Origin of the sequence: Aeromonas sp. S18(2024) (genome assembly GCF_041402525.1) — a bacterium.
In the GTDB taxonomy this organism is placed as follows: Bacteria; Pseudomonadota; Gammaproteobacteria; order Enterobacterales; family Aeromonadaceae; genus Aeromonas; species Aeromonas enteropelogenes.
The window spans coordinates 229,004-250,524 of record NZ_JBGLQV010000007.1 but is presented as its reverse complement, the minus strand read 5'-3'; the positions used below and the strand labels follow the sequence as shown (position 1 = coordinate 250,524).

The window sequence follows — 21,521 nt, the reverse complement described above, 5'->3', positions numbered from 1 at the left end:
GTGGTATCGCACCTCCGTCGAGGGCAAGCAGGAGCACTTCTTCTCTACCGTGCTGACCGATGCCACCATCGTGGATATCGACTGCCAGATGCCGCACTGCCAGGATCCGGCAAAATCTGACTTCACCCAGCTGATCCAGGTCTCCATGGCATACCGCAAGATTGACTGGGAACACACCGTTGCCGGTACTTCCGGTGCTGACGACTGGCGTGCTCCGATCGAGGCTTAATTCTCGATTTCTTACTTTGGTATTCCTTGTAAGTAGTTATGTGTCTTTTGGTCGGTTGAGCAACCGGCTTCTTGTACTGTGCATTTTCTCCAGTCTGCCTGTGGGCAGGCTGGAGCTTTTCTGTTTTGCCATCCCTGATGCGATGACTGCGCAGGGATGGCAAAGCAATAAAGGTGTCCTGTGATGCAGACACAATCAGCACGTGATTCATTGCCTGCCTTATCTTTGGTTGCATTTTATGAACCGGAGAGGGCGGGCGCGTGGTGTTTTGGAAGGGTCGGGCATATCCAGGTCAGACAGTGGCGAAGGCTTTGGCATTGCCGGGCCGTGACAAGGGTGAGAGAGCATGGCTAATCAAACTGGATTGCAGTTTACCGTCAAGGTGGGGTCGCTGCCCGAGGGAACCTTCGTGGTGGCCGAGTTTGCCCTGGAAGAGGGGCTGAACGGCCCGTTCCAGCTGCGCCTTGAGTTGGCGAGCCCCCAGCCGGACATCGACTTTGCCGCCGTGCTGGACCAGCCGTGCGAGCTCCTGGTGTGGTATAACGGCGAGCTGCAGCGCCGGGTATGCGGGGTTGTCAGTGACATGGCGCAGGGTGACAGCGGCTTTCGCCGCACCCGCTATCAGCTGCTGGTGCAGCCGGCCCTGTGGCGACTGTCGCTGCGTCACAACTCGCGCATCTTCCAGGCGCAAAAGCCTGACGAAATCCTCAGCATCCTGCTGCAGGAGCACGGCATCACTGACTATGCCTTTGCCCTCAAAAATGAACATGCCCAGCGGGAATACTGCGTTCAGTACCGCGAGACCGACCTCGATTTCCTCAACCGTCTGGCTGCAGAAGAGGGGATGTTCTACTTCTTTGAGTTTGAGCAAGGCAAACACCGTCTCGTGTTTGCCGACGACGCGGCGGCCCTGACGGCCGGCCCCGAGCTGTTTTTTAACCTCGGCAACCGCTCGTTGGAACAAGGCCCCTACGTGCGCCAGTTCCACTACCGCGAGGCGGTGCGCACTTCGGATGTGGAGCTCAAAGACTACAGCTTCAAGACCCCGGCCTATGGGCTTTCCCACAAGAAACTGGGGGCCGAGCTCGAGCATCAGCGCCAGAACTACCAGTACTTCGACTACCCGGGCCGCTACAAGCAGGACCCGAGCGGCAAGGCGTTTGCCCAGCATAGGCTGGATGCCCTGCGCAATGACGCCGTAACAGGCCAAGGCAAATCCAACAGTGCGGCCCTGCTGCCGGGGCAGTATTTCTCCCTGACCGAGCACCCGAACGGCAGTCTCAACAGCGATTGGCAAATCGTCCATATCCGTCACACCGGCCAGCAGCCCCAGGCGCTGGAAGAGGAGGGGGGCAGCGGCCCGACCGTCTATCACAACGAATTTGGAGTGGTGAAGGCGAGCAGCACCTGGCGGGCCCGTATTGGTAGCCCGCAAGCGCCCCACAAACCCATGGTGGACGGCCCGCAGATTGCCATGGTGGTGGGCCCGGAGGGAGAGGAGATTTACTGCGACGAGCACGGCCGGGTCAAGCTGCAATTTCCGTGGGACAGATATGGCAGTTCCAATGACCAGAGCTCCTGTTGGGTGCGGGTGAGCCAGGGCTGGGCAGGTGGTCAATATGGCATGATGGCCATTCCGCGCATCGGCCATGAGGTCATCGTCTCATTTCTGGAAGGGGACCCGGACCAGCCTATTGTGACGGGGCGCACCTATCACGCCACCAACCGGCCACCCTATGAATTGCCGGCCAACAAGACCCGCACCGTGCTGCGCACCGAGACCCATCAGGGTGAGGGTTTCAACGAGCTGCGTTTTGAAGACCAGGCGGGGCAGGAAGAGATTTACCTGCACGGTCAGAAAGACCTGAACGTACTGATTGAGAATGATGCGGCCTGGCATATCAAGCACGACGAGCACAGAGACATCGACAACGAGCGGGTGACGCGCATCAAGGCCAATGACCACCTGACGGTGGAAGGTGAGAAGCGGGACCATATCAAGGGTGACTATTCCCTTACGGTAGATGCCAGCCTGCACCAGAAGCTGGGGCAGTCGTTGCTGGTGGATGCCGGACAAGAGGTTCATATCAAAGTCGGCGATAAACTGGTGCTGGAGGCGGGCTCCGAAATCACCCTCAAGGGGGGCGGCAGCTTCGTCAAGGTCGACCCCAGTGGCGTCAAGCTGGTCGGCCCCGGCATCAAGCTCAATGCAGGCGGCAGTCCGGGCTCAGGCTCCGGCTGGGCAGGTCAGGCTCCGGTAGCGCCCAAAGGGGTAGAAGTGGTCAAGGCTCCCGATGCGGTGGAGTTGGTCAAGGCCGTACCCACAGAAAAAGCGATGGAAGCACTGCTCAAGGAGCAGGAGCCTGTAGAAAAGAAACCCAAGGCCTTCTACCTCTTTTCTGAATAAGGACGCAGCATGAAGTTTGCATTTCCCATCCTCACCGCAGCAGGGGAAGAGTTCAAAGACGTCAAGGCATTGACTGCGCTGATCAACGGTGAGAAATCCGGTTACTATCTGCTCGGTAATCACAACAAGTGGCACGGTGGCATTCATATCAGCGACCAGAGTGCCCCCTGGTGCAAGGATAAGTATCCCGTCAGGGCAATTGCCGATGGCAAGGTAGTGGCATTCCGGATGATGAAGGATTACTTGACCTCTGAATTTCAGGGCGAATCCCTGCGCTATTCCAACAGCTTTTGCCTGGTGCAACATGAATATTGTGAAATCAATGCACAGAGCAAGGCGAAAAACGAATTCACCTTCTATTCGCTCTATATGCATTTGCTGCCCTGGGATCACTATCAGACCGCCGAGAAGCTGGTGCTGAAAAAGGGATGGAATGCGCGCAATTCCGTTCCTGATGCCAATCAGCAGCGTGCCGATGCCGCCTTGCCCCGTTTCACGCTGCCCAAGGATACCGAATTGGAGATGGACAGCAGCACGCCATCCCAAAAGGGGTGTGTAGGGGGCAAGGAGTATGACTTCATCAGGGTGACCATCAAGAGCAAAATTTCCAATGCCCAGATGAAAGAGGCCGAGAAGGCGGGAGTATTGGTCAGTGAAGGGAGCTCAGTCTGGATCGCCAATAGTCCGGACGCGGTCGAGGCGATTAAACCCAATCTACCAGGCTGGCTAGATGACCAGATAGAGGCCGAATTACTGAAGAATATGGCCGGGCGTGCAGATCCCGTCCCGGATGACAAAAGCGGTCGTCTGATGGCAGGCAGTAGCAGCGTCTCACTGCCTGTGGGCACCAAAGTGCAGTATGATGCGCACCAACTCGAATTCCATTGGATGGGTGAGCAGGCGCGCAAGATGGCCAGATGCAACTATGTGACGCCGAGTGTGGAGGGGGAGCCAGGTCGCTGTGGTGTGGCCTGGGTGTGCGTAGAGGATGAATTTATCAAGGTGAATGTACGCGTCCCCTCCCATCTTGGCGAGCTCTATGTGTTGCCTTCGCCAGTCGCTATCGCGGCGGGTGACACCATGGGCTACCTCGGCCTGGTGGAAACGCCGGGTTCCCTCATCGGAGGGAAACAAAGCAAGCATCAGGTCCATCTTGAGGTGTTTACTCAGGACTCTCGTCTTGACGATGTGCTGGCCAACAAGGCCGGTACCAAGGGGGGCACTACCTATGCCAAGATTCCGGCGGATCTGATCCTCCATGAGATGAAGAACAGGGTGTGGGTCGCCACCGATGGCAAGAGTCAGGAAGAATTGGTTGAATCCCCCAAGATAGAGAAAGATGCGGCAAAGCAGGAGTGGGTCTGCATCTCATCAGGGAAATATGTCAAGAAAGAGCAAGTCGAGCTGCTGAGTCAACATGATTGGCTGAAGATTGGTTTTAAAAAGGTCGATGGTTCAGGCTCCGACGGCTATCTGGATCCCGAGGCGCCACCGACCTTTTTTAGCGATTTGGTCAACAGCTTCGATACCGACAAGAGTGGCGAGCTTAGCAGTGAAGAGATTAAGGCTGCCTTGCAAAATAGCGGCAATAGAGAACAGCTGAACAAGCTTATCGTCAAGCATCCCAGTGAGTGGTATGAAAAATCGTCAGCCAGTGGTTATCTATGGTTGGACAAGTTGATGGCCAAAATTGGCTTGCCTGATTTTGACCAACTGGTGGATCACGAAAAGCAGCGTATCGATAAGCTGGAATGGATGCAGAGTGCTGCAAAATTAAAGCTGGAGCGGGAGGTCTGGCATTTTCATCCATTAACATTCGTGCCTCAAAAAGGTAACCAATGCTTGTGTGGGCGAGATATTGAACTGAAACACCTAGAAATTGCAATCGAAGGAAAAGCTTCAGTGGAAAGCTTGTTTTCTCGGTCAGAATATACGGGGGTAGCAGGCGTTTCTGCAGATATTTTCCTCAAAGAACTTAATGCTGCTATGAATTTCTTCGGTGTTTCTACATGTCTTGATAAAATACATTTCTTGGCTCAGTGTCTTGTCGAAACTGATTTTTTTAGAACTACGGAAGAATATAAAAATAAAAACGGCTCCACACCATCTAAGTGGGATGACTATGGTGGTGGTAGCTTCTACCATGGCCGAGGTTTAATACAGATAACGCATAAAAAAAATTACGAAAAATATTTATCTTCAATTAATCAGTTGCCTATTGATAATGACAAGGTGGATATGCTAGCAAGTAAAATTCATCACGCAGTGTATTCTGCAGTGTGGTATTGGGTTTCAGGTTCTGCATGGGGTGATATAAGAAGCTTCACCAAGAACAACGATTTCTTGAAAGTAACGATTGCTGTAAATGGTGGCTTTAATCATGTAAAAGAGCGAAATGAGTCGCTGCTGAGACTAAGCAAAAGCATAAATTGTAGCAATGTGGATTTCTCTAAATTCAAATTCTCAAAATTTGAGTTTTCTCAAAGTGCACTTAAAGATTCTAAATGGTATGACTCAAATAAAGATGGTTCAATGGTTAGGAAAGCAAAAAAAGATCTGGAGTCGGTTAATGAATAACTTTTCGAAATGTTTTTTATTGGCGTTTTGTGGTCTTGTGCCCACATGGGCATACGCCGTTGAGGATTGTTCTGAGGAGCTTTCTTATCAAGTTGATACCAACATTGAAAATGGTGAACCAATTAGTGTTCTTTCGATAAAGTATAAGGAGGAGGTGCGATCGTTTACAGTTCCATTTACCGCTGAAATTGGTTCATGTAAAAAAATAAATAATGATGGGCTTATAAAGCTAACTGTTCCTGCTGATAGGCCGAGATTAAATGTAGTATATTATTTTGATGTTGCTGAAAAATTTAATTATATAGGAAGTGCATCTATCACAACAAGCTCAGGCGAGGAGCGAGTAAGTGGTATTAGTGAAATAAATAAAGGTAATGGGATTGCTGCCGTTAATTTAGAAGGGGTAGCAAGTGAAGATGCTTCTATCATAAGCAAAATTATAAATATTCCTTATGGTCATGCAAGTAATAAAGTGTCAGATTTATACAGTGAGATGCGATACATCGAGATAGATGCATTGTCAGAAAGTACTGGCAACAAAATTTGTGACAGTGAAGATCGTGTGTTTTATTATTGCAAGACAAAATCAGAGAAAGTTCTGAATTTATGCTACTCTCCTTTTTCAGGAGATATAACGTATAATTATGGTAAGCAGGGGAAAGAATTATCTCTGAATGACTTTTCATTAATAGGTGAAACGTTCAGTTTTAAGAATAAAAATACGATGTACAACGTGTCCCCTGCTAAAGGAGAGATATCAGTTATTCAAAACGGTAAACAGTTATCTGTAATTTCGTGTATATGATCGCCATTGTTAATGGAATCCGAGGCCGGATAGCTGTTCTCCAACCCATTGGTTGTACAAATCGAGTTATCACCTGACACCGTCTTCAAACCGGTGTTGTATGGAGACCAGTTGGTGATGGGGTGAAGCGCCTTTCCCATGGAATGTTGACTTAAAGAGGATGGTGGCGATCAGATAACAATCTCTTCAGTTAGTTCCATTCAAGCAGTATCCAGTATCGACTTGAGAAACAACGCCGAAGATTGGCGATTGATGGGATCGTTTTTGGCGGCTGCAATTTACCAAAAAGAAACCCGCCGGCGGCGGGTGGAAGGATTGCAACACTAACCAGGAGGAGGTGTTATCCAGTAGACCCTACCCCTGCGTAATAGTTCAATTTTATTGAGTTTTTTCATTTTTGATGTCGGCTTTGCATCGGGATCTGGGGCGCTGGATCGGTTATCATTCCGGTCCCGTCATCCGGTTGTTGAGGACTTATGCCCGCATTCTCCTGGTTAGCGCTCTTCTTTGGCGCGTTTTACTTTGTCTACGGTGCCTATCTGCCGTTCTGGTCGCTCTGGCTGGAGGGGATAGGGGTAAGCGCCGAGATGATAGGCCTCTTGCTGGGGGCGGGGATGGCGATCCGCTTTGCCGGCAACCTGATGGTGATGGGGCAGATCAAGGGGGCGGGTCACCTGCTGCCGGTGACGCGGCTGCTCTCCCTGCTCAGTCTGCTGGCGTTTCTCGGGTTTTATCTCAGCCACAACCTCTGGTGGCTGGTGGCGCTGACCCTGGTGGCGAACTTTATCTACCCGACCCTGATGCCGGTGGGGGAGGCGCTGGCTACCCGCATGGTGGTGCAGGCCCATCTCGACTATGGCAAGGTGCGCCTGTGCGGCTCCTTCGCCTTTATTGTCGCCTCCACCCTGGTGGGGGCCCTGGTGGGCAATTTTGGCAGCGACTGGATCTTGCATACCATGGTGGCCGGCTTGCTGTTGATGCTGCTGCTCAGCTGGTTGCCGCTCCATCCGGTGCCGCAGGATATTCAGGGCGAGCGGGAGCGATCCTCCCTGCTGGATACCCTGAGATCTCCCCAGGTGCGCCGTTTCTTGTTGATCACCGCCCTCCTGCAGGGCAGCCACGCCGCCTACTATGGCTTCAGCGCCATCTACTGGAAGGCGCAGGGCTACAGCGGTACCACCATAGGTTATCTGTGGGCGCTGGGGGTGGTTGCCGAGATCTGCATGTTCGCCGCCGACAAGCGCTTCCTGCAGCGCTACGGGGCCCAGATGTTGTTCACAATCGGTGCCATCGGATGTGTGGTGCGTTGGACCCTGCTGGGCGCCTCGACCGAGATCTGGGTGCTGGTGCTTGGGCAGTTGCTGCACTCGGTCACCTTCTGTGTCAGTCATCTGGGGGCGGTACGCTTCATGACGCGAATGTTGCCCGCCGAGCAGATGATCCCCACCCAGTCTCTCTATGCCGCCATTGGTCTCGGCATGACGGTGGCCGCGTTGATGGCGCTGTGCGGCGTGTTGTTCGAGCCCCTCGGCGGCAGCATCTTCTTCCTGATGGTGCTGGTGGTGCTGCCAGTGTTCTTCTTGCGTCTCAGGCCACAAACGGTGGCTGCCTGATGGGGACGTACGGGGCAGGAGGGCCATGTGCTTATCCTGCCCCCATGACTTTTGACCGCTGTCTCTCTAGACTGGCGGTGGTTTGAACCAATTTCCAGGATGGACAAGGGGTTATAAATGCACCAGGGATGGCTGCTGATCGGATTGTCGCTCGCCTATCTCGGCTTGCTGTTTTTGATCGCCTTCGTGGCGGACAAGCACAAACGCCAGCGGCTCAAGGGGCAACCCCTGCTCTACAGCCTGTCGCTGGCGGTCTATTGCACCTCCTGGACCTTCTTCGGGACGGTCGGACAGGCCAGCGAATCCCCTTGGTCGCCGGTGCCCATCTATCTTGGCCCCATGCTGGTGTTCCTGTTTGGCTGGCGCCTGCTGGCCCGCCTCATCCTGGTGGCCAAGCGCGAGCACATCACCTCCATCGCCGACTTTATCGCCGCCCGTTACGGCAAGTCCCAGCATCTGGCCATGGTGATCGCGCTGATCGCCATCATGGGCATACTCCCCTATCTGGTGTTGCAGCTTAAAGCCATCGTCACCGGGCTGGATCTGCTGATGGCCAACTCGGTGCCTGCCGGCCCGGCTGGCAATACCGCCGAGCTGGCCTTGGGCGTCACCCTCTTATTGGCCCTGTTCAGCATACTGTTCGGCACCCGCCATCTAGACGCAACCGAGCATCACAGGGGCATGGTGGTGGCCATCGCCTTCGAATCCGTGGTGAAACTGCTGGCCTTTATCGCGGTGGGGGGCTTCGCCCTCTGGCTTATCCTGAGTCAGCCGAGCCCGGAGCACACCCGGGTTGCCAGCGATTTCCTGGATGCCGTGGTATCTGTCTCGCCCGGCAATCTGCTGGAGCTGGCGATCTATACGGTGCTGGCCATGTGCGCCGTCATCTGCCTACCGCGTCAGTTCCATGTGACAGTGGTGGAGAATAACCAGGGCCAGGATCTGCACTGGGCGCGCTGGATATTCCCCCTTTATCTATTTGCGATGGGGCTCTTCATCTGGCCGCTGGCGCTGGCAGGCAAGCAGTGGGTGGGGGCGGACATGGCCTCCGACACCTATGTGATCAGCCTGCCGATGGCCCTCGGCTTCGACGGCATGGCGATGCTGGCGTTTCTCGGCGGCACCTCTGCGGCGACCGGCATGGTGATCGTCTGCACCATCGCCCTGGCCATCATGGTGAGCAACGATCTGGTGCTGCCGGTGCTGTTGCGCCGCTTCTGGCAGCAGGGGCGGGACGAGAGGCTGGTGCGTCTGCTGCTACGGGTGCGCAGGGGGGCCATTTTGCTGATCCTGCTGGCGGCCTGGGGGCTCTACCTCTGGCTTGGTGATCTTACCAGCCTGTCGCGCATCGGCTATCTGTCGTTTGGCGCCGTGGCCCAGTTTGCTCCCGCCCTGCTGCTCGGTCTCTACTGGCGACACGGCAATCGCAAGGGGGTCTATCTTGGCCTCGGCCTCGGGGTCAGCCTCTGGTTCATCACCCTGCTGGCGGAGAGCGGTCTGCTGGCCGGTTCGCCGCTGGAGGCCCTGCTGGCCCCTCCCGACTGGCCCGCGTTTCGCGATCTGAGCCTGGGGGCCTGGTGCATCTTCCTGAGCCTGCTACTCAATGTCATCGGCTATGTGGCCGGCTCCCTGCTGTCGCGGGCGGCGGTGAGCGAGCGGTTGCAGGCGGCCAACTTCGTCGGCAATGCCAGCCGTGATACCACGGCCCTCTATCAGGCGCGGGTCTCGGTCAAGGAGCTGGAGATGCTGGCGGCTCGTTTCGTCGGCTCGAGCCGGGTCAAGCGCGCCTTTGGTCGCTTCGCCGGGGAGCATGGCGGCACCCTGGCGCCCCAGATGCAGGCCTCTGCCGAACTTATCGCCCACACCGAGCGGCTGCTGGCGGGGGTGTTTGGCACTTCGTCGGCCCGGCTGGTGCTTGCCTCGGCCCTGCAGGGGCGCAACATGCAGCTCGAGGAGATCGCCACCATAGTGGACGAGGCTTCCGATGTGTTTCGCTTCAACCGCGGCCTGTTGCAGGGGGCCATCGAACACATAGGGCAGGGGATCTCGGTGGTGGATCGGGAGCTCAAGCTGGTGGCCTGGAACCGGCGCTACATCGAGCTGTTCCGCTATCCCCCCGGGCTCATTCAGGCGGGACGCCCCATCGAAGAGATCATTCGCTACAACGCCCAGCAGGGGCTGTGCGGCCCCGGCGACATCGAGGCTCAGGTGGCCCGTCGGGTCGCCTTCATGAAGAAGGGGAGCGCCCACATCTCGGCCCGGGAGCGCCCCGACGGCCGGGTGATCGAGATGCAGGGCAACCCCATGCCGGCCGGCGGCTTCGTCATGACCTTTACCGACATCACTCCGTTTCGCGACGCCGAACGGGTGCTGCGCGAAGCCAACGAGTTGCTGGAGGCGCGGGTGGCCGAGCGTACCCACGAGCTCTCCGAGCTCAACCGCCAGCTGCTGCTGGTGAACCAGCAGGTGGAGCGGGCCAACCACTCCAAGAGCCGTTTCCTCGCCGCGGTCAGCCACGATCTCACCCAGCCGCTGAATGCGGCCAAGCTGTTCACCTCCTCCCTGCTGGAGATGTTGCCCGGCGAAGGGGAGCCGGCCCGCATCGCCCGCCATATCGACGATGCCCTGGGGGCGACCGAGGATCTCATCAGCGATCTGCTCGACATCTCGCGCCTCGAGGCGGGCAAGTTCAAGGCCAGGAAGCTCGACTTTGCTCTGCGCGAGGTGTTCGACAACCTCAAGGCGGAGTTTGGCGTGTTGGCCCAGGCGGGGGAGATCCACTTCTCGGTGGTGGAGAGCAAGCTCGCCGTTTACAGCGACGTGCGTCTGCTGCGCCGAGTGCTGCAAAACTTCCTCACCAATGCGTTTCGCTACAACCCGGGCGGCCGGGTGCTGCTCGGTTGTCGCCGGGTGGGGGACAAGGTGCGCATCGAGGTGTGGGACAACGGTCCCGGCATTCCGCAGGACAAGCAGGAGGCGATCTTCGACGAGTTTTCCCGCCTCGATCACTCCCGCACCACCCGGGAGCAAGGGTTGGGGTTGGGGCTTGCCATCGCCCGCGGCATCTCGCTGGTACTGGGTCATCAGCTTACCTTGCGCAGCTGGCCGGGAGCTGGCTCGGTGTTTGCCATCACCCTCAATCAGGCGACCCGCCCGATCACGCCCCAGTTGCCGGTGGCGCCCGTGGTGCGTGACAGCCAGCTGGAGGGGGTGCGGGTGCTCTGCATCGACAACGAACGGGATATTCTGGTGGCGATGGCCTCGCTGCTGGAACGCTGGGGCTGCGAGGTGCGCTGTGCCCTCAACCAGAGCGAGGCCGAGGGGATAGTGGCGGAGGGCTTCGTGCCGAGGCTGGTGCTCTCAGACTACCACCTGGATGATGACAAGACGGGATTGCAGGCACTGGATGGGCTGCAACAGGCTCATGGCGACCATATCGGTGGCATCATCATCAGCGCCGATCGCAAGAGCGAGTTGCAGGCGCAGATCCGCGAGCAGGGTTATGGCTACATCAGCAAGCCGGTCAAACCGCTCAAGTTGCGTGCCCTGATGAACAGCCTTTTATTGCCGCCGCAGTGAGCAGGCTCACAAAATTAATCAAATCATGAAACTGTTCGGTGCGATATGAAGGGGCGGGAATGGCGAGGATTGCCGCATCAATCCTCACCAAATCATGCTTTTTGCCAAACCTGAGCCCCATCTCCTGTCATTTCTGCTAGGTAGCGGTCCGGATCGCCCCCCTCTATAGTCGGGGGGCGATTTTTTATGTCGCGAATGAAGTGTGTTAAGGGCAAACCGATTGAAAAATCGGGACGCAAAGCTTCCGGTCTAAGGGTCAGCAGTACCTAAGATAGCGGGGCCACCACAGGTCGTTGTGCTCCTTTTGCCAAGGAGGAGCTGCTGTCTGCATTACCTGTCAGGGGCGTCGCCCTTTTCGTTGCAAACATAACGAGATAGGGAAATACAACAATGCCAAGTCCAAAACCAACCATGCTGGCCCTCGCGGTCGGTCTCTTCTGTGCATCTTCCGCCTACGCCGCGCCGCCCGGCAAAGCCACCATCGGCTGGGGTCCCACCAAGTTTTCCATCATCGAGGTGGATCAGGCCGCGACCTCCTACAACAACCTGGTCAAGGTGAAGGATGCCGCCGATGTCGAGGTGAACTGGAATCTCTGGAGCGGTGATCTGGGCCAGACCGCCAAGGTCCTGCTCGATGGCCAGGAGGTGTGGTCCGGCCCCTCCGCTGCGTCCGGCAGCGCCACCTTCAAGGTGAAAAAAGGGGGCCGTTACCAAATGCAGGTGGCCCTGTGCAACGCCGACGGCTGTACCCTCTCCGACAAGAAGGAGATAGTGGTGGCCGATACTGACGGCAGCCACCTGGCCCCTCTCAAGACGTCACTGCAGGAGAACAACAAGCCTTACACCAACAAGTCCGGCAAGGTGGTCGGTACTTACTATGTGGAGTGGGGCGTTTATGGCCGCAAGTTCACAGTGGACAAGATCCCGGCCCAGAACCTGACGCACATCCTCTACGGCTTTACCCCCATTTGCGGCGGGGATGGTTTGAACGACAGCCTCAAGGAGATCGAAGGAAGTTTCCAGGCGCTGCAACGGGCCTGTGCCGGCCGCGCTGACTTTAAGGTGGCGATCCATGACCCCTGGGCTGCCGTCCAGATGCCGCAAAGCGGCCTGACCGCCCACGATGAGCCCTACAAGGGCAACTTCGGAGCCCTGATGGCCCTCAAGCAGGCCTACCCGGATCTGAAGATACTGCCGTCCGTGGGGGGCTGGACCCTCTCCGATCCCTTCTACTTCCTCGGTGACAAGACCAAGCGCGACATCTTCGTCGCCTCGGTGAAGGAGTTCCTGCAGACCTGGAAATTCTTCGACGGCGTGGATATCGACTGGGAGTATCCGGGTGGCCAGGGTGCCAACCCGAAACTCGGCAGCCCGACCGATGGCGCCACCTATGTGACCCTGATGAAGGATCTGCGCGCCATGCTCGACGAGCTGGAAGCCCAGACGGGTCGCAAGTATGAGCTCACCTCCGCCATCGGTGCCGGTGGCGACAAGATTGAAGACGTGGATTACCGCGCGGCCCAGCAGTACATGGACCGCATCTTCCTGATGAGCTACGACTTCAACGGCGGCTGGAGCAATACCGAGCTCGGCCACCAGACCAACCTCTATCCGGCCAGCTGGGATCCCGATACCAAGTACACCACCGACAAGGCGGTCAAGGCGCTGCTTGGGCAAGGGGTCGAGCCCGGCAAGCTGGTGGTCGGTGCGGCCATGTATGGCCGTGGCTGGACCGGTGTGAGCGGCTATCAGGCCGGCAACCCCTTTACTGGTACCGCGACCGGCAAGGTGAAGGGGACCTGGGAAGATGGAGTGGTGGACTATCGCGACATCGTCAACAACCGCATGGGCAGCGAGTGGGAGAAAGGCTACGACGAGGTGGCCGAAGGGCCTTACGTGTTCAAGGCGTCAACCGGCGATCTCATCACCTATGACAACGACCGCTCGGTCAAGGCCAAGGGGCAGTACGTGCTGGCCAACCAGCTCGGCGGCCTCTTCTCCTGGGAGATCGATGCCGACAACGGTGACATCCTCAACGCCATGCACGAGGGGCTGGGCCACGGCGAGGGCATCACACCGCCTGCCAACAAGCCGCCGGTGGCCAATGCGGGCAGCGATCTCGCCATCACCGGCCCGGCCGAGGTGACCCTCAATGGTGCCTCTTCCCACGATCCGGAAAGCGGCGTGCTCACCTACAGCTGGAAGCAGGTATCAGGCCCGCAGGCCACCCTGCTCGACGCCAGTCAGGCCAAGGCCCGGGTGGTGCTCGATGGCGTGACTGCCGACATCAATCTGGTGTTTGAGCTGACCGTCACCGACGATCAGGGGCTCTCGGCCAGCGATCAGGTGGTAGTGACCAACAAGGCGCCCCAGCCCAACCTGCCACCCGTGGTGACGGTACCGGCCAGCGCGACCGTGGAGTCGGGCAAGCAGGTGACCATCAAGGCCAGCGTCTCCGATCCCAACGGCGATGCCCTGACGTATCAGTGGAGCGTACCGGCTGGCCTCAGTGCCACCGGGCAGGATAGCCCCACCCTGGTGGTGACCGGTCCGAGCGTGACCAGTGACACGGCTTATGACCTGACTCTGACGGTATCCGATGGTGCCCTGGATGCCAGCGCCAGCAGCCGGCTGACCGTCAAGCCCGCCAGCACGGGTGGCGGTTGCGAGGTCAGCGATCCGGATGCGGCCAACTGGCCAGCCTGGCAGGCGAGCCAGACCTACAACAGCGGGGACAAGGTAAGCCACAACCAGCTGGTGTGGCAGGCCAAGTACTGGACTCAGGGCAATGAACCGAGCCACACGAGCGACCAGTGGCTGCTGGTGAGCAAGGTTCAGCTGGGTTGGGATGCCAATGTTGCCTACAACGGCGGCGATCTGACCAGCCATAATGGCCGCCAGTGGAAAGCGCAATACTGGACCCGCGGCAACGAACCCGGCAAGCATGAAGTCTGGCTGGACGTTGGTGCCGCCAGTTGCAACTGATCCTGGTCCATGAAAGCAGGCTCTGCCGCAAGGGATGGCAACCCGGTGCTATGGTGACCGACGTGGTATGTGAGTGACATTGTTGCTTATATCCTGTCCCACAGGGAGCGTCGGCCGCCAAGCCTGACCGGGGAGACTCGTCAGCTGTGAGGCCTTGTCTTGAGCCGAGCCAATCATGGTAGAACCGTAACACTATAAAAAGATGGGGCCTGTGGGCCCCATCTTCATTTGCTGGAGTTCAGGTTTGGCCGTAGAGAAGTTGGCCAGGACGGGACAGCACCCTGGAGGCGCTGCGAGGGGATGTATTTATGTAATTTTACTACTTGATGTGTAATGTTGTCAGCCGTTCACGCGCCATAACGGAAGTAGTACTGGCGTGTTGACGGGGCATACGCGTCTTTCTCGATGACGCCATTTTTGCGGGTCGCACCTTTAAGGTGGAACAGTACAGCCAGATTCTCAAACATGATTAACCTCATCGCTCTGTTATTTATGATTGGTTGTGTGACCTCGGTCACGGTTTGATCCTAGGAGTATCTGTGAGCTGGATCAACTTTTTGTGTTGTAAATTTACATAAATCATGGAAAGGGTTTTCAAATTCAAAAGCCCTTATGGAAAGGATTTCATGTCGCCCGTTACAACGTCTGTTACAAGAGGGACCTGGTGTCCCGGATTGGGAAGCGGAGTCCTTCAGGCTAAGTCGGGAGAAACGGGATAAAGCAGCCAGGCATTATGAGGCACTGACCGGTAGGCATTTCATTCTGGCATTACGCCTGTTTTGTGACCAAAAACAGTGAGATAGCTGGCCTCTTGCTGGTTAAATCGACGAACTGCTGTAATTTTGACTAAACGCGCTTGTGGGGATTATTTTAGGGTTGACAGCAAAGCGGGTGATGCCTATCATGCGCCTCCGTTGCCGGAGATAACTTCGGTGGCCCGAGGTGAGTTGGGGTTATAGCTCAGCTGGGAGAGCGCTTGCATGGCATGCAAGAGGTCCGCGGTTCGATCCCGCGTAGCTCCACCAAATTCTTCTCGGACAATCTGGAATCAAAGGGGTTATAGCTCAGCTGGGAGAGCGCTTGCATGGCATGCAAGAGGTCCGCGGTTCGATCCCGCGTAGCTCCACCAGATTCTCGATTGTAAATGCAGTGCCCAGGGCAGTGTGGTGTGTACACCCAGGCCGACCTTTGTGGGGTTATAGCTCAGCTGGGAGAGCGCTTGCATGGCATGCAAGAGGTCCGCGGTTCGATCCCGCGTAGCTCCACCATTATTGAAGCCGACAGGCTGACGACAAGCGGCATCCAGAACCGTTTGTCGGGTAGAAAATTTGGGGTTATAGCTCAGCTGGGAGAGCGCTTGCATGGCATGCAAGAGGTCCGCGGTTCGATCCCGCGTAGCTCCACCATCTTCTTATTGGAAGAACGCCAAAGGCCACCGCATTGCGGTGGCCTTTTTGTTTTTCCTTGCCTGTCATCTTTTTCCCTTGCTTCCCATACGTCGTGCCACTCACAGAGCCCGGGGGCAAAAAAGCCCGCGGCAGGCGCGGGCTTGGGTGTATGAGGATGGGCGTCACCGTGTTTAGCGGCGGCGTCGCCAGGCCAGCGGCAACAGGGCCAGCAAGCCCAGGCCAAGGGCGCCGCCACCTGACGAGGAGCCTGGCTTGGCCGCATCGCTGCCCAGTTTGAGATCGACGATGACGGGATCATGGTCGGAGGCGCTGAACGGATTGTCGGATTTGATCATATCGCCGGTGAAGCTGCGACCATATTCGAACAGGTTGCTCTCGAACGAGTTGATATGCCAGTCGGCGACCCCGAGTACCTTGCCGGCCAGCGCCGGATTGGCGAGGGCGTAGTCCAGGGTGCCGAGCTCGGCCTCATAGCTGTAGGAGATGGCTTTCTCCTTGTTGAATTTCACGTTCAGATCGACCAGACCGTAGCTGCGAGTCACCTCCTGTCCCAGCTGCTCATAGGGCTGTTCGCCGAGATAGGTGTGGGAGGCCGAGACAATCTTGCGCTCGTTGGTGGCCGGGTTGTAGTCGGTCAGCACCCGGATTGGATCTTCCTTGGCGTAGGAGTTGAAATCCCCCACCAGCAGCACCTGATCGGACAGCTTGCTGACCGCATCCCCCAACACCTTGGCGGCGGTGACCCGGAACTCGGTGCATTTGCCCTGCAGATCGGCGGGTTCGCTTTTGCCATCACCATTCTCGTAGCAGCCGGAGCCCTTGGATTTGAGGTGGTTGACCACCAGGGTCAGTGGCTCCTTGCTGCCCTCGACGGTGAACGTCTGCACCAGAGAGTCACGCTGGGAGGCGCGCTTGGCGATGCCACCCACTGTGTAGCGCTGTTCCGGCATCTGGATGAAGCTGGCATCGCCGGCGGGAGTGAGCAGGGCGGGGCGGTAAATCATGGCAACCATGATGGCGTCGCCGCCGAAGAATTTGCCCTCGGTGAGGGCTGTGGCTGGCAGGCGAACATAGGCATAGCGCTTGCTCGCGTCTTTTTGCGCCTGGTTGAGACGGGTGACCAGATCATGGAGGGCAGAGGTATCGTCGAAGCCGTTGTTCTCCATCTCCATCAGACCGAGCAGGTCGGCATCCATCTGGGTGATGGCGTTGACAATCTTGGTGCTCTGTTTCTGGAAATCCTCCAGACTCTTGGCGCCCCGGTTGCAGCCCTTGGCGCTGTCCGCATCAGCCTGATCCTGGCACAGTACGTTGAGGGAACCGCCCACGCTGGAGTGGCTGGTGAAGTAGTTGAGCACGTTGAAGCTGCCGATCCGCAGATCCGAGCCTGTAACGCGATCCGGTGCATTCTGGCGATCGTTGTCGCTGGTGCGCAGCAGATCTCCTATGGTGATGGTCTGCTCCCGGGGGACGATGAGACGATACTCGCCGAAGCTGTAGCCCACCATGGCCTCCAGATTGACCGGCGCATCGCCGATCCGAAGGTAACCCTGCTCCGGCTCCCAGGCGGGCAGCCAGGGCAGCGTGCCGTTAGCGGCCTTGAAGTCAGACTCCAGGAACACCCGATTGCCGGCATTGGCCGAGGCCAGTGCCTTCGCCTCGCTGCTGCCAGCCACATGCAGCTGGGTTGGTTTCATCAGCGGTGCCTGGTGGGCGAGCACCAGGTTGTTGCGTTTGGCGGCATAGTCATAGCTGAAGTTGCGGCTCACCTTGAGCAGGCTGTCGGCATCGAGGCGCACCCGCATCCCTTCGTGGCGCTCCAGAGACCGTGCGAGGTTTTCCCCTTCCAGTACTCGCAATGGCACGGCGGCCGGGGCTTGCGTCTGGGTCAGGACCTGCAGGCGCGGGGTAGTGCCGTCAAACACGGGCTTGAGCTGGGTGTGGCCGTAATACTCCTCGACCTTGGCCTCCAGGCAGACTTCGGCGCCCGGCTTGATGTCCGGGTACTTGCTGGCGAAGTTCTTGTCGTTCAGATAAACAAAGATGCCGTCCGACGTCTGGGGATTGCCATCGCCCTGCACATCCAGCAGGTAGAATCCCTTGTTGAGGCTCTCGCCAAGGGCGGAGACCACGGCCTTGACCGTGACGCTCTGGGGGCTCACGAAGCTGTCGTCGGGCACCAGGGGGCTCTTGTCGCCACTGCCCTGGATGGCGGGGACAGGAGTTAAGGACGCATCGGCCGGGCAGGTGAATCCAGCCGCGTAGAGAGACGGGGACGCAAGCGCCAGCCCCACGGCCAGCGATAGCAGGGTACGTGTACCTTTCATAGGTGTTCCTTTTTTATTTTTGCCAGTATTTCCATAGCCTTGGCTCCTTGACCAAGGGCGCGCATTGTCACATTTCCGGCATGTCATACCAGTGAGCCAACGCACATAACCGGGATGTCGGCGCCTGAGATATCCCTTTTTTTGACTTGGCTAACACACTGAAATAAATGATAAAAATGTTATCTGTGTGCGCGATTGGAGCTAGGTGACTGGCGTCGGTCACATAATTTTCTTTGAAAATGAAGATTGAGACTCTGGTGGTTAATTCCTATACTTGATCCGTTCCTAACGGAACCCAGGTAAAGGGCAAACCGGTAGCGATGCCGGGACGCAATGCCTCCGGTCTGTCTGGGTAGTCAAGACAGATAGCGGGGTTCCCCTGGGTGACAGTCGTGTCTGTGGCGCGTCCATCGCCAGTTGTCTGCACCTATCACGCAGGTTGCGATTGTTCTTTGTTCTGGTGACCCATGCCAAGACAAAACAAGGAAGATAACAATATGCAACAAACCCTAAGGCCCAGCCGGCTCGCCATGCTGGTGGCCCTTGCTGCCATGCCCGCCTGGGCGCTGGCGGCGTACCCTGCCTATCAGGCCGGCACGGCCTACAAGGCTGGCGATGTTGTCAGCAACGTCGGCAACCTCTACGAATGCAAGGAATTCCCCTACTCCGGCTGGTGCGGTGCGTCTCCCTATCACTACGAACCCGGCGTGGGTTCGGTCTGGGGTGATGCCTGGAAACTGTTCAGCGAGGGGGGCGGTAATCCGGATCTGGGGCTCGTCGTCAGCTCGCCCGCCGTTGGCAGTGCATTTGACGAAGGGGCAGAGGTTGCGCTGGAGGTGACCCTGAGTGGCAACAGCAGCGCGCTGGCGAAGGTCGAGTATCTGATCGATGGCCAGCCGGTGGCGCAAGTGAGCGCCTCTCCCTGGTCAGCCAGCTGGGTCGCCAGCGGAGTGGGGGCCCATCAGCTCAAATCCCGGGCGCTGGACAAGGACGGCAAGGTGCTGAGTGAGGCGGACGCCAGTTTCAGCATCAATGCCGTGGTGGCGCCAGAAGCGCCCAAAGTGAACATCAGCAGCCCGGCCAATGGTGCCAAGGTGACCCTGGGCCGCAGCGTGGCGGTGAGCGGCAATGTGACCGACGCCAACAACGATGTCGCCAAAGTCGAGCTGTTTGTCGATGGCAAGAAGGTAGGAGAGGACACCAGCGTGCCTTGGCAGGTAAGCTGGATCCCGCAAGCCAAGGGGGCGGCGGCACTCAAGCTGGTGGCGACCGACAAGGCAAACCTCACTGGCGAATCTGCTCTGGTCGACGTGCAGGTGGAAGAGGCGGCCCTGCCACCCACCGGTGGCAACCTCTCCTGCGATATCCGCCAGATCTACCGCCCGGACGGCTACGAGTGCATGGGGGATGACCATGCCCGCCGGGTCATCGGCTACTTCACCTCCTGGCGCACCGGCAAGAACGGCCTGCCCGCCTATCTGGTCAACGATATCCCCTGGGACAAGATCACTCACATCAACTATGCCTTCGCGGCGGTGGATGAACAGAGCCATACCATCAAGGTGGATGACTCCGCCACCAAGATGACCTGGGACGGAGTGCCGGGCGCCGAGATGGATCCCGAATTCGCCTACCAGGGCCACTTCAACCTGCTCTCCAAATACAAGAAGCAGTACCCGGACGTGAAGACCCTGATCTCGGTCGGTGGCTGGGCCGATACCCGCGGCTTCTACACCGCCACCACCAAGGGCGACTGCTCGGTCAACACCGCCGGCATCAACGCCTTTGCCGACTCGGCGGTGAGCTTCATCCGCCAGTACGGTTTCGATGGTGTGGATGTGGACTACGAGTACCCCACCTCCATGAAGGATGCGGGCAACCCGAACGACTTCCCGCTCTCCAACCAGTGCCGCGCCAAGTTGTTTGCCAACTATGAGGTGCTGATGAAGACCCTGCGTGAGCGGCTCGACAGCGCCGGCACCGAGGATGGCCGCAAGTACATGCTGACCATCGCCTCGCCGGCATCGGCTTATCTGCTGCGCGGTATGGAGAACTTCCAGGTCACCCAGTATCTGGATTACGTCAACCTGATGACCTATGACTTCCACGGTGCCTGGAACCACTTCGTCGGTCACAACGCGGCCCTGTTCGACAACAATGCTGACCCCGAGCTCTCTCACTGGGGCGTCTATACCCAGGCCCAGTTCGGCGGCATCGGCTATCTGAATGCGGCCTGGTCTGCCCACTACTTCCGCGGCGCCCTAGCGGCCGGCAAGATCAACGTGGGTGTGCCCTATTACACCCGCGGTTGGCAGGGGGTGAGCGGCGGTACCCACGGCCTGGGTGGCAAGGCGGCCTTGCCGAGCCAGAACGAGTGCCAGCCGGGCACGGGTGGCAGCACCATTCCGTGCGGCAATGGGGCGGTCGGCATCGACAACATCTGGCACGATCTCGACAAGAACGGCAAGGAGATCGGCGGTGGCGCCGTGCCCATGTGGCATGCCAAGAACCTGGAGCACGCGGCCAGCCTCGGCATCACTACCTTGCCGAGCTATGGCACGGCCTGGGGTCTGGATCCCAACAATCCGGCGCACGTGATGCAGGGGCAATATGTCCGTTACTACGATGACAAGGCCCATGCGCCCTGGCTGTGGAACGAACAGAAGAAGGTGTTCCTCTCCACCGAAGATGAAGAGTCCATGGGCCACAAGCTAGACTACATCATCAAGCGCGGTCTGGGCGGCGTCATGTTCTGGGAGATGGCGGGTGACTACGCCTTCGATCAAGCCAAGAACGAGTATGGTATGGGCAGTACCCTGACCACCCTTGCCTACGAGAAGTTTGCCAAGGCCGCGCCTTACAACACCCAGCAGAATGATCTGCCGGCGCCGAGCGCCCAGCTCGACATCGGCGTGAGCCTCTCTGGCTTCAAGGAAGGGGACTCCAACTACCCGATCAACCCGAAACTCAAGCTGGTCAACAAGTCGACCCAGACCATTCCGGGCGGCGCCAGAATCGAGTTCCTGGTCCCCACCTCCACCTCTGATACCATTACGGATCAGAGTGGCATGGGGCTCAAGGTGGTCGAAAGCGGTGGCAACGACAACTCGGAAGGCATTGCAAACGAGAAGGACTTCCACAAGGTGGCCATGAACCTGCCGAGCTGGCAGACCCTGGCACCGGGAGCCGAGGTGGAAGTGGCGATGACCTACTATCTGCCGGCCGCCGGCGTACCGAGCGGGATGCGCATCATCAGCGGCAGCCAGACCATAGGTCTCAAGGCCGAGTTCCCGACCCTGCCCGAAGCGGTGCTGGGCACGGGTGGCACAGGTGGCGGTGGTTCCGATGGTTCTACCTGCAGCAGCCAGAACGTGGATCCGGCCTCCTACCCGGCCTACCCGAGCTGGCCGCGCGGCGATCATGCCAGCGGCGGCGATCGCATCACCCACAACAAAGCGGTGTGGCAGGCCAACTGGTGGACCAGCAGTGAACCCAAAGCCGGCGACGGCAGCTGGAAGTCAGTCTGTAGCTATTGATTTTAAAATCAATGTGATAAGTGAGGCTTCGGCCTCACTTTTTTTGTCTGATTG

Annotated in this window: 8 protein-coding genes, 4 tRNA genes, 1 pseudogene and 2 riboswitches; of the genes and pseudogenes, 12 read left to right on the top strand and 1 reads right to left on the bottom strand. The window is 58.0% G+C overall.

What is annotated here, in order from left to right; genetic code table 11:
* The 11 genes and pseudogenes from hcp1 to ACB034_RS13965 all read left to right on the top strand — a co-directional run.
* Positions 1 to 229, top strand: a pseudogene (gene hcp1, locus ACB034_RS14015) (type VI secretion system effector Hcp1); the annotation flags it as partial.
* A 346-nt stretch (positions 230 to 575) separates the two neighbouring features.
* Positions 576 to 2,636, top strand: a complete 2,061-nt coding sequence (tssI, locus tag ACB034_RS14010; RefSeq protein ID WP_371173072.1) for a type VI secretion system tip protein TssI/VgrG — start codon at positions 576 to 578, stop codon at positions 2,634 to 2,636.
* Between the two features lie 9 nt (positions 2,637 to 2,645).
* Positions 2,646 to 5,213: a hypothetical protein gene (locus ACB034_RS14005; protein ID WP_371173071.1), complete on the top strand. Its 2,568-nt coding sequence runs from the start codon at positions 2,646 to 2,648 to the stop codon at positions 5,211 to 5,213.
* A complete protein-coding gene (locus ACB034_RS14000) occupies positions 5,206 to 6,018 on the top strand; it encodes a hypothetical protein (RefSeq protein WP_371173070.1) in 813 nt (270 codons plus the stop codon). Before ACB034_RS14005 ends, ACB034_RS14000 begins: the two co-directional genes overlap by 8 nt.
* 476 nt (positions 6,019 to 6,494) lie before the next feature.
* The gene (locus ACB034_RS13995) at positions 6,495 to 7,631 is read left to right on the top strand and encodes a 3-phenylpropionate MFS transporter (protein ID WP_371173069.1); all 1,137 of its coding nucleotides are present in this window, start codon (positions 6,495 to 6,497) and stop codon (positions 7,629 to 7,631) included.
* A 117-nt stretch (positions 7,632 to 7,748) separates the two neighbouring features.
* Positions 7,749 to 11,210, top strand: coding sequence for a NahK/ErcS family hybrid sensor histidine kinase/response regulator (locus ACB034_RS13990; RefSeq protein WP_371173068.1), 3,462 nt, complete (start codon positions 7,749 to 7,751; stop codon positions 11,208 to 11,210).
* A gap of 200 nt (positions 11,211 to 11,410) precedes the next feature.
* A riboswitch (cyclic di-GMP riboswitch) is annotated at positions 11,411 to 11,498 on the top strand.
* Positions 11,499 to 11,600: 102 nt separating this feature from the next.
* Complete coding sequence (locus ACB034_RS13985; protein ID WP_371173067.1) at positions 11,601 to 14,195, top strand: glycosyl hydrolase family 18 protein; 2,595 nt, start codon at positions 11,601 to 11,603, stop codon at positions 14,193 to 14,195.
* Positions 14,196 to 15,144: 949 nt separating this feature from the next.
* Positions 15,145 to 15,220, top strand: a tRNA-Ala gene (locus ACB034_RS13980).
* A gap of 28 nt (positions 15,221 to 15,248) precedes the next feature.
* Positions 15,249 to 15,324, top strand: a tRNA-Ala gene (locus ACB034_RS13975).
* 63 nt (positions 15,325 to 15,387) lie between these two features.
* Positions 15,388 to 15,463, top strand: a tRNA-Ala gene (locus tag ACB034_RS13970).
* 62 nt (positions 15,464 to 15,525) lie between these two features.
* Positions 15,526 to 15,601, top strand: a tRNA-Ala gene (locus tag ACB034_RS13965).
* A gap of 173 nt (positions 15,602 to 15,774) precedes the next feature.
* Here ACB034_RS13965 and ACB034_RS13960 read toward each other — a convergent pair.
* On the bottom strand, positions 15,775 to 17,931 hold the full coding sequence (locus ACB034_RS13960) for an ExeM/NucH family extracellular endonuclease (RefSeq protein WP_371173066.1): 2,157 nt from the start codon (positions 17,929 to 17,931) through the stop codon (positions 15,775 to 15,777).
* 295 nt (positions 17,932 to 18,226) lie between these two features.
* Positions 18,227 to 18,313, top strand: a riboswitch (cyclic di-GMP riboswitch).
* Between the two features lie 148 nt (positions 18,314 to 18,461).
* Here ACB034_RS13960 and ACB034_RS13955 point away from each other — a divergent pair.
* Positions 18,462 to 21,467 (top strand): glycosyl hydrolase family 18 protein, encoded by a 3,006-nt coding sequence (locus tag ACB034_RS13955; protein WP_371173078.1) that lies wholly within the window; start codon positions 18,462 to 18,464, stop codon positions 21,465 to 21,467.
* Positions 21,468 to 21,521 lie beyond the last annotated feature (54 nt).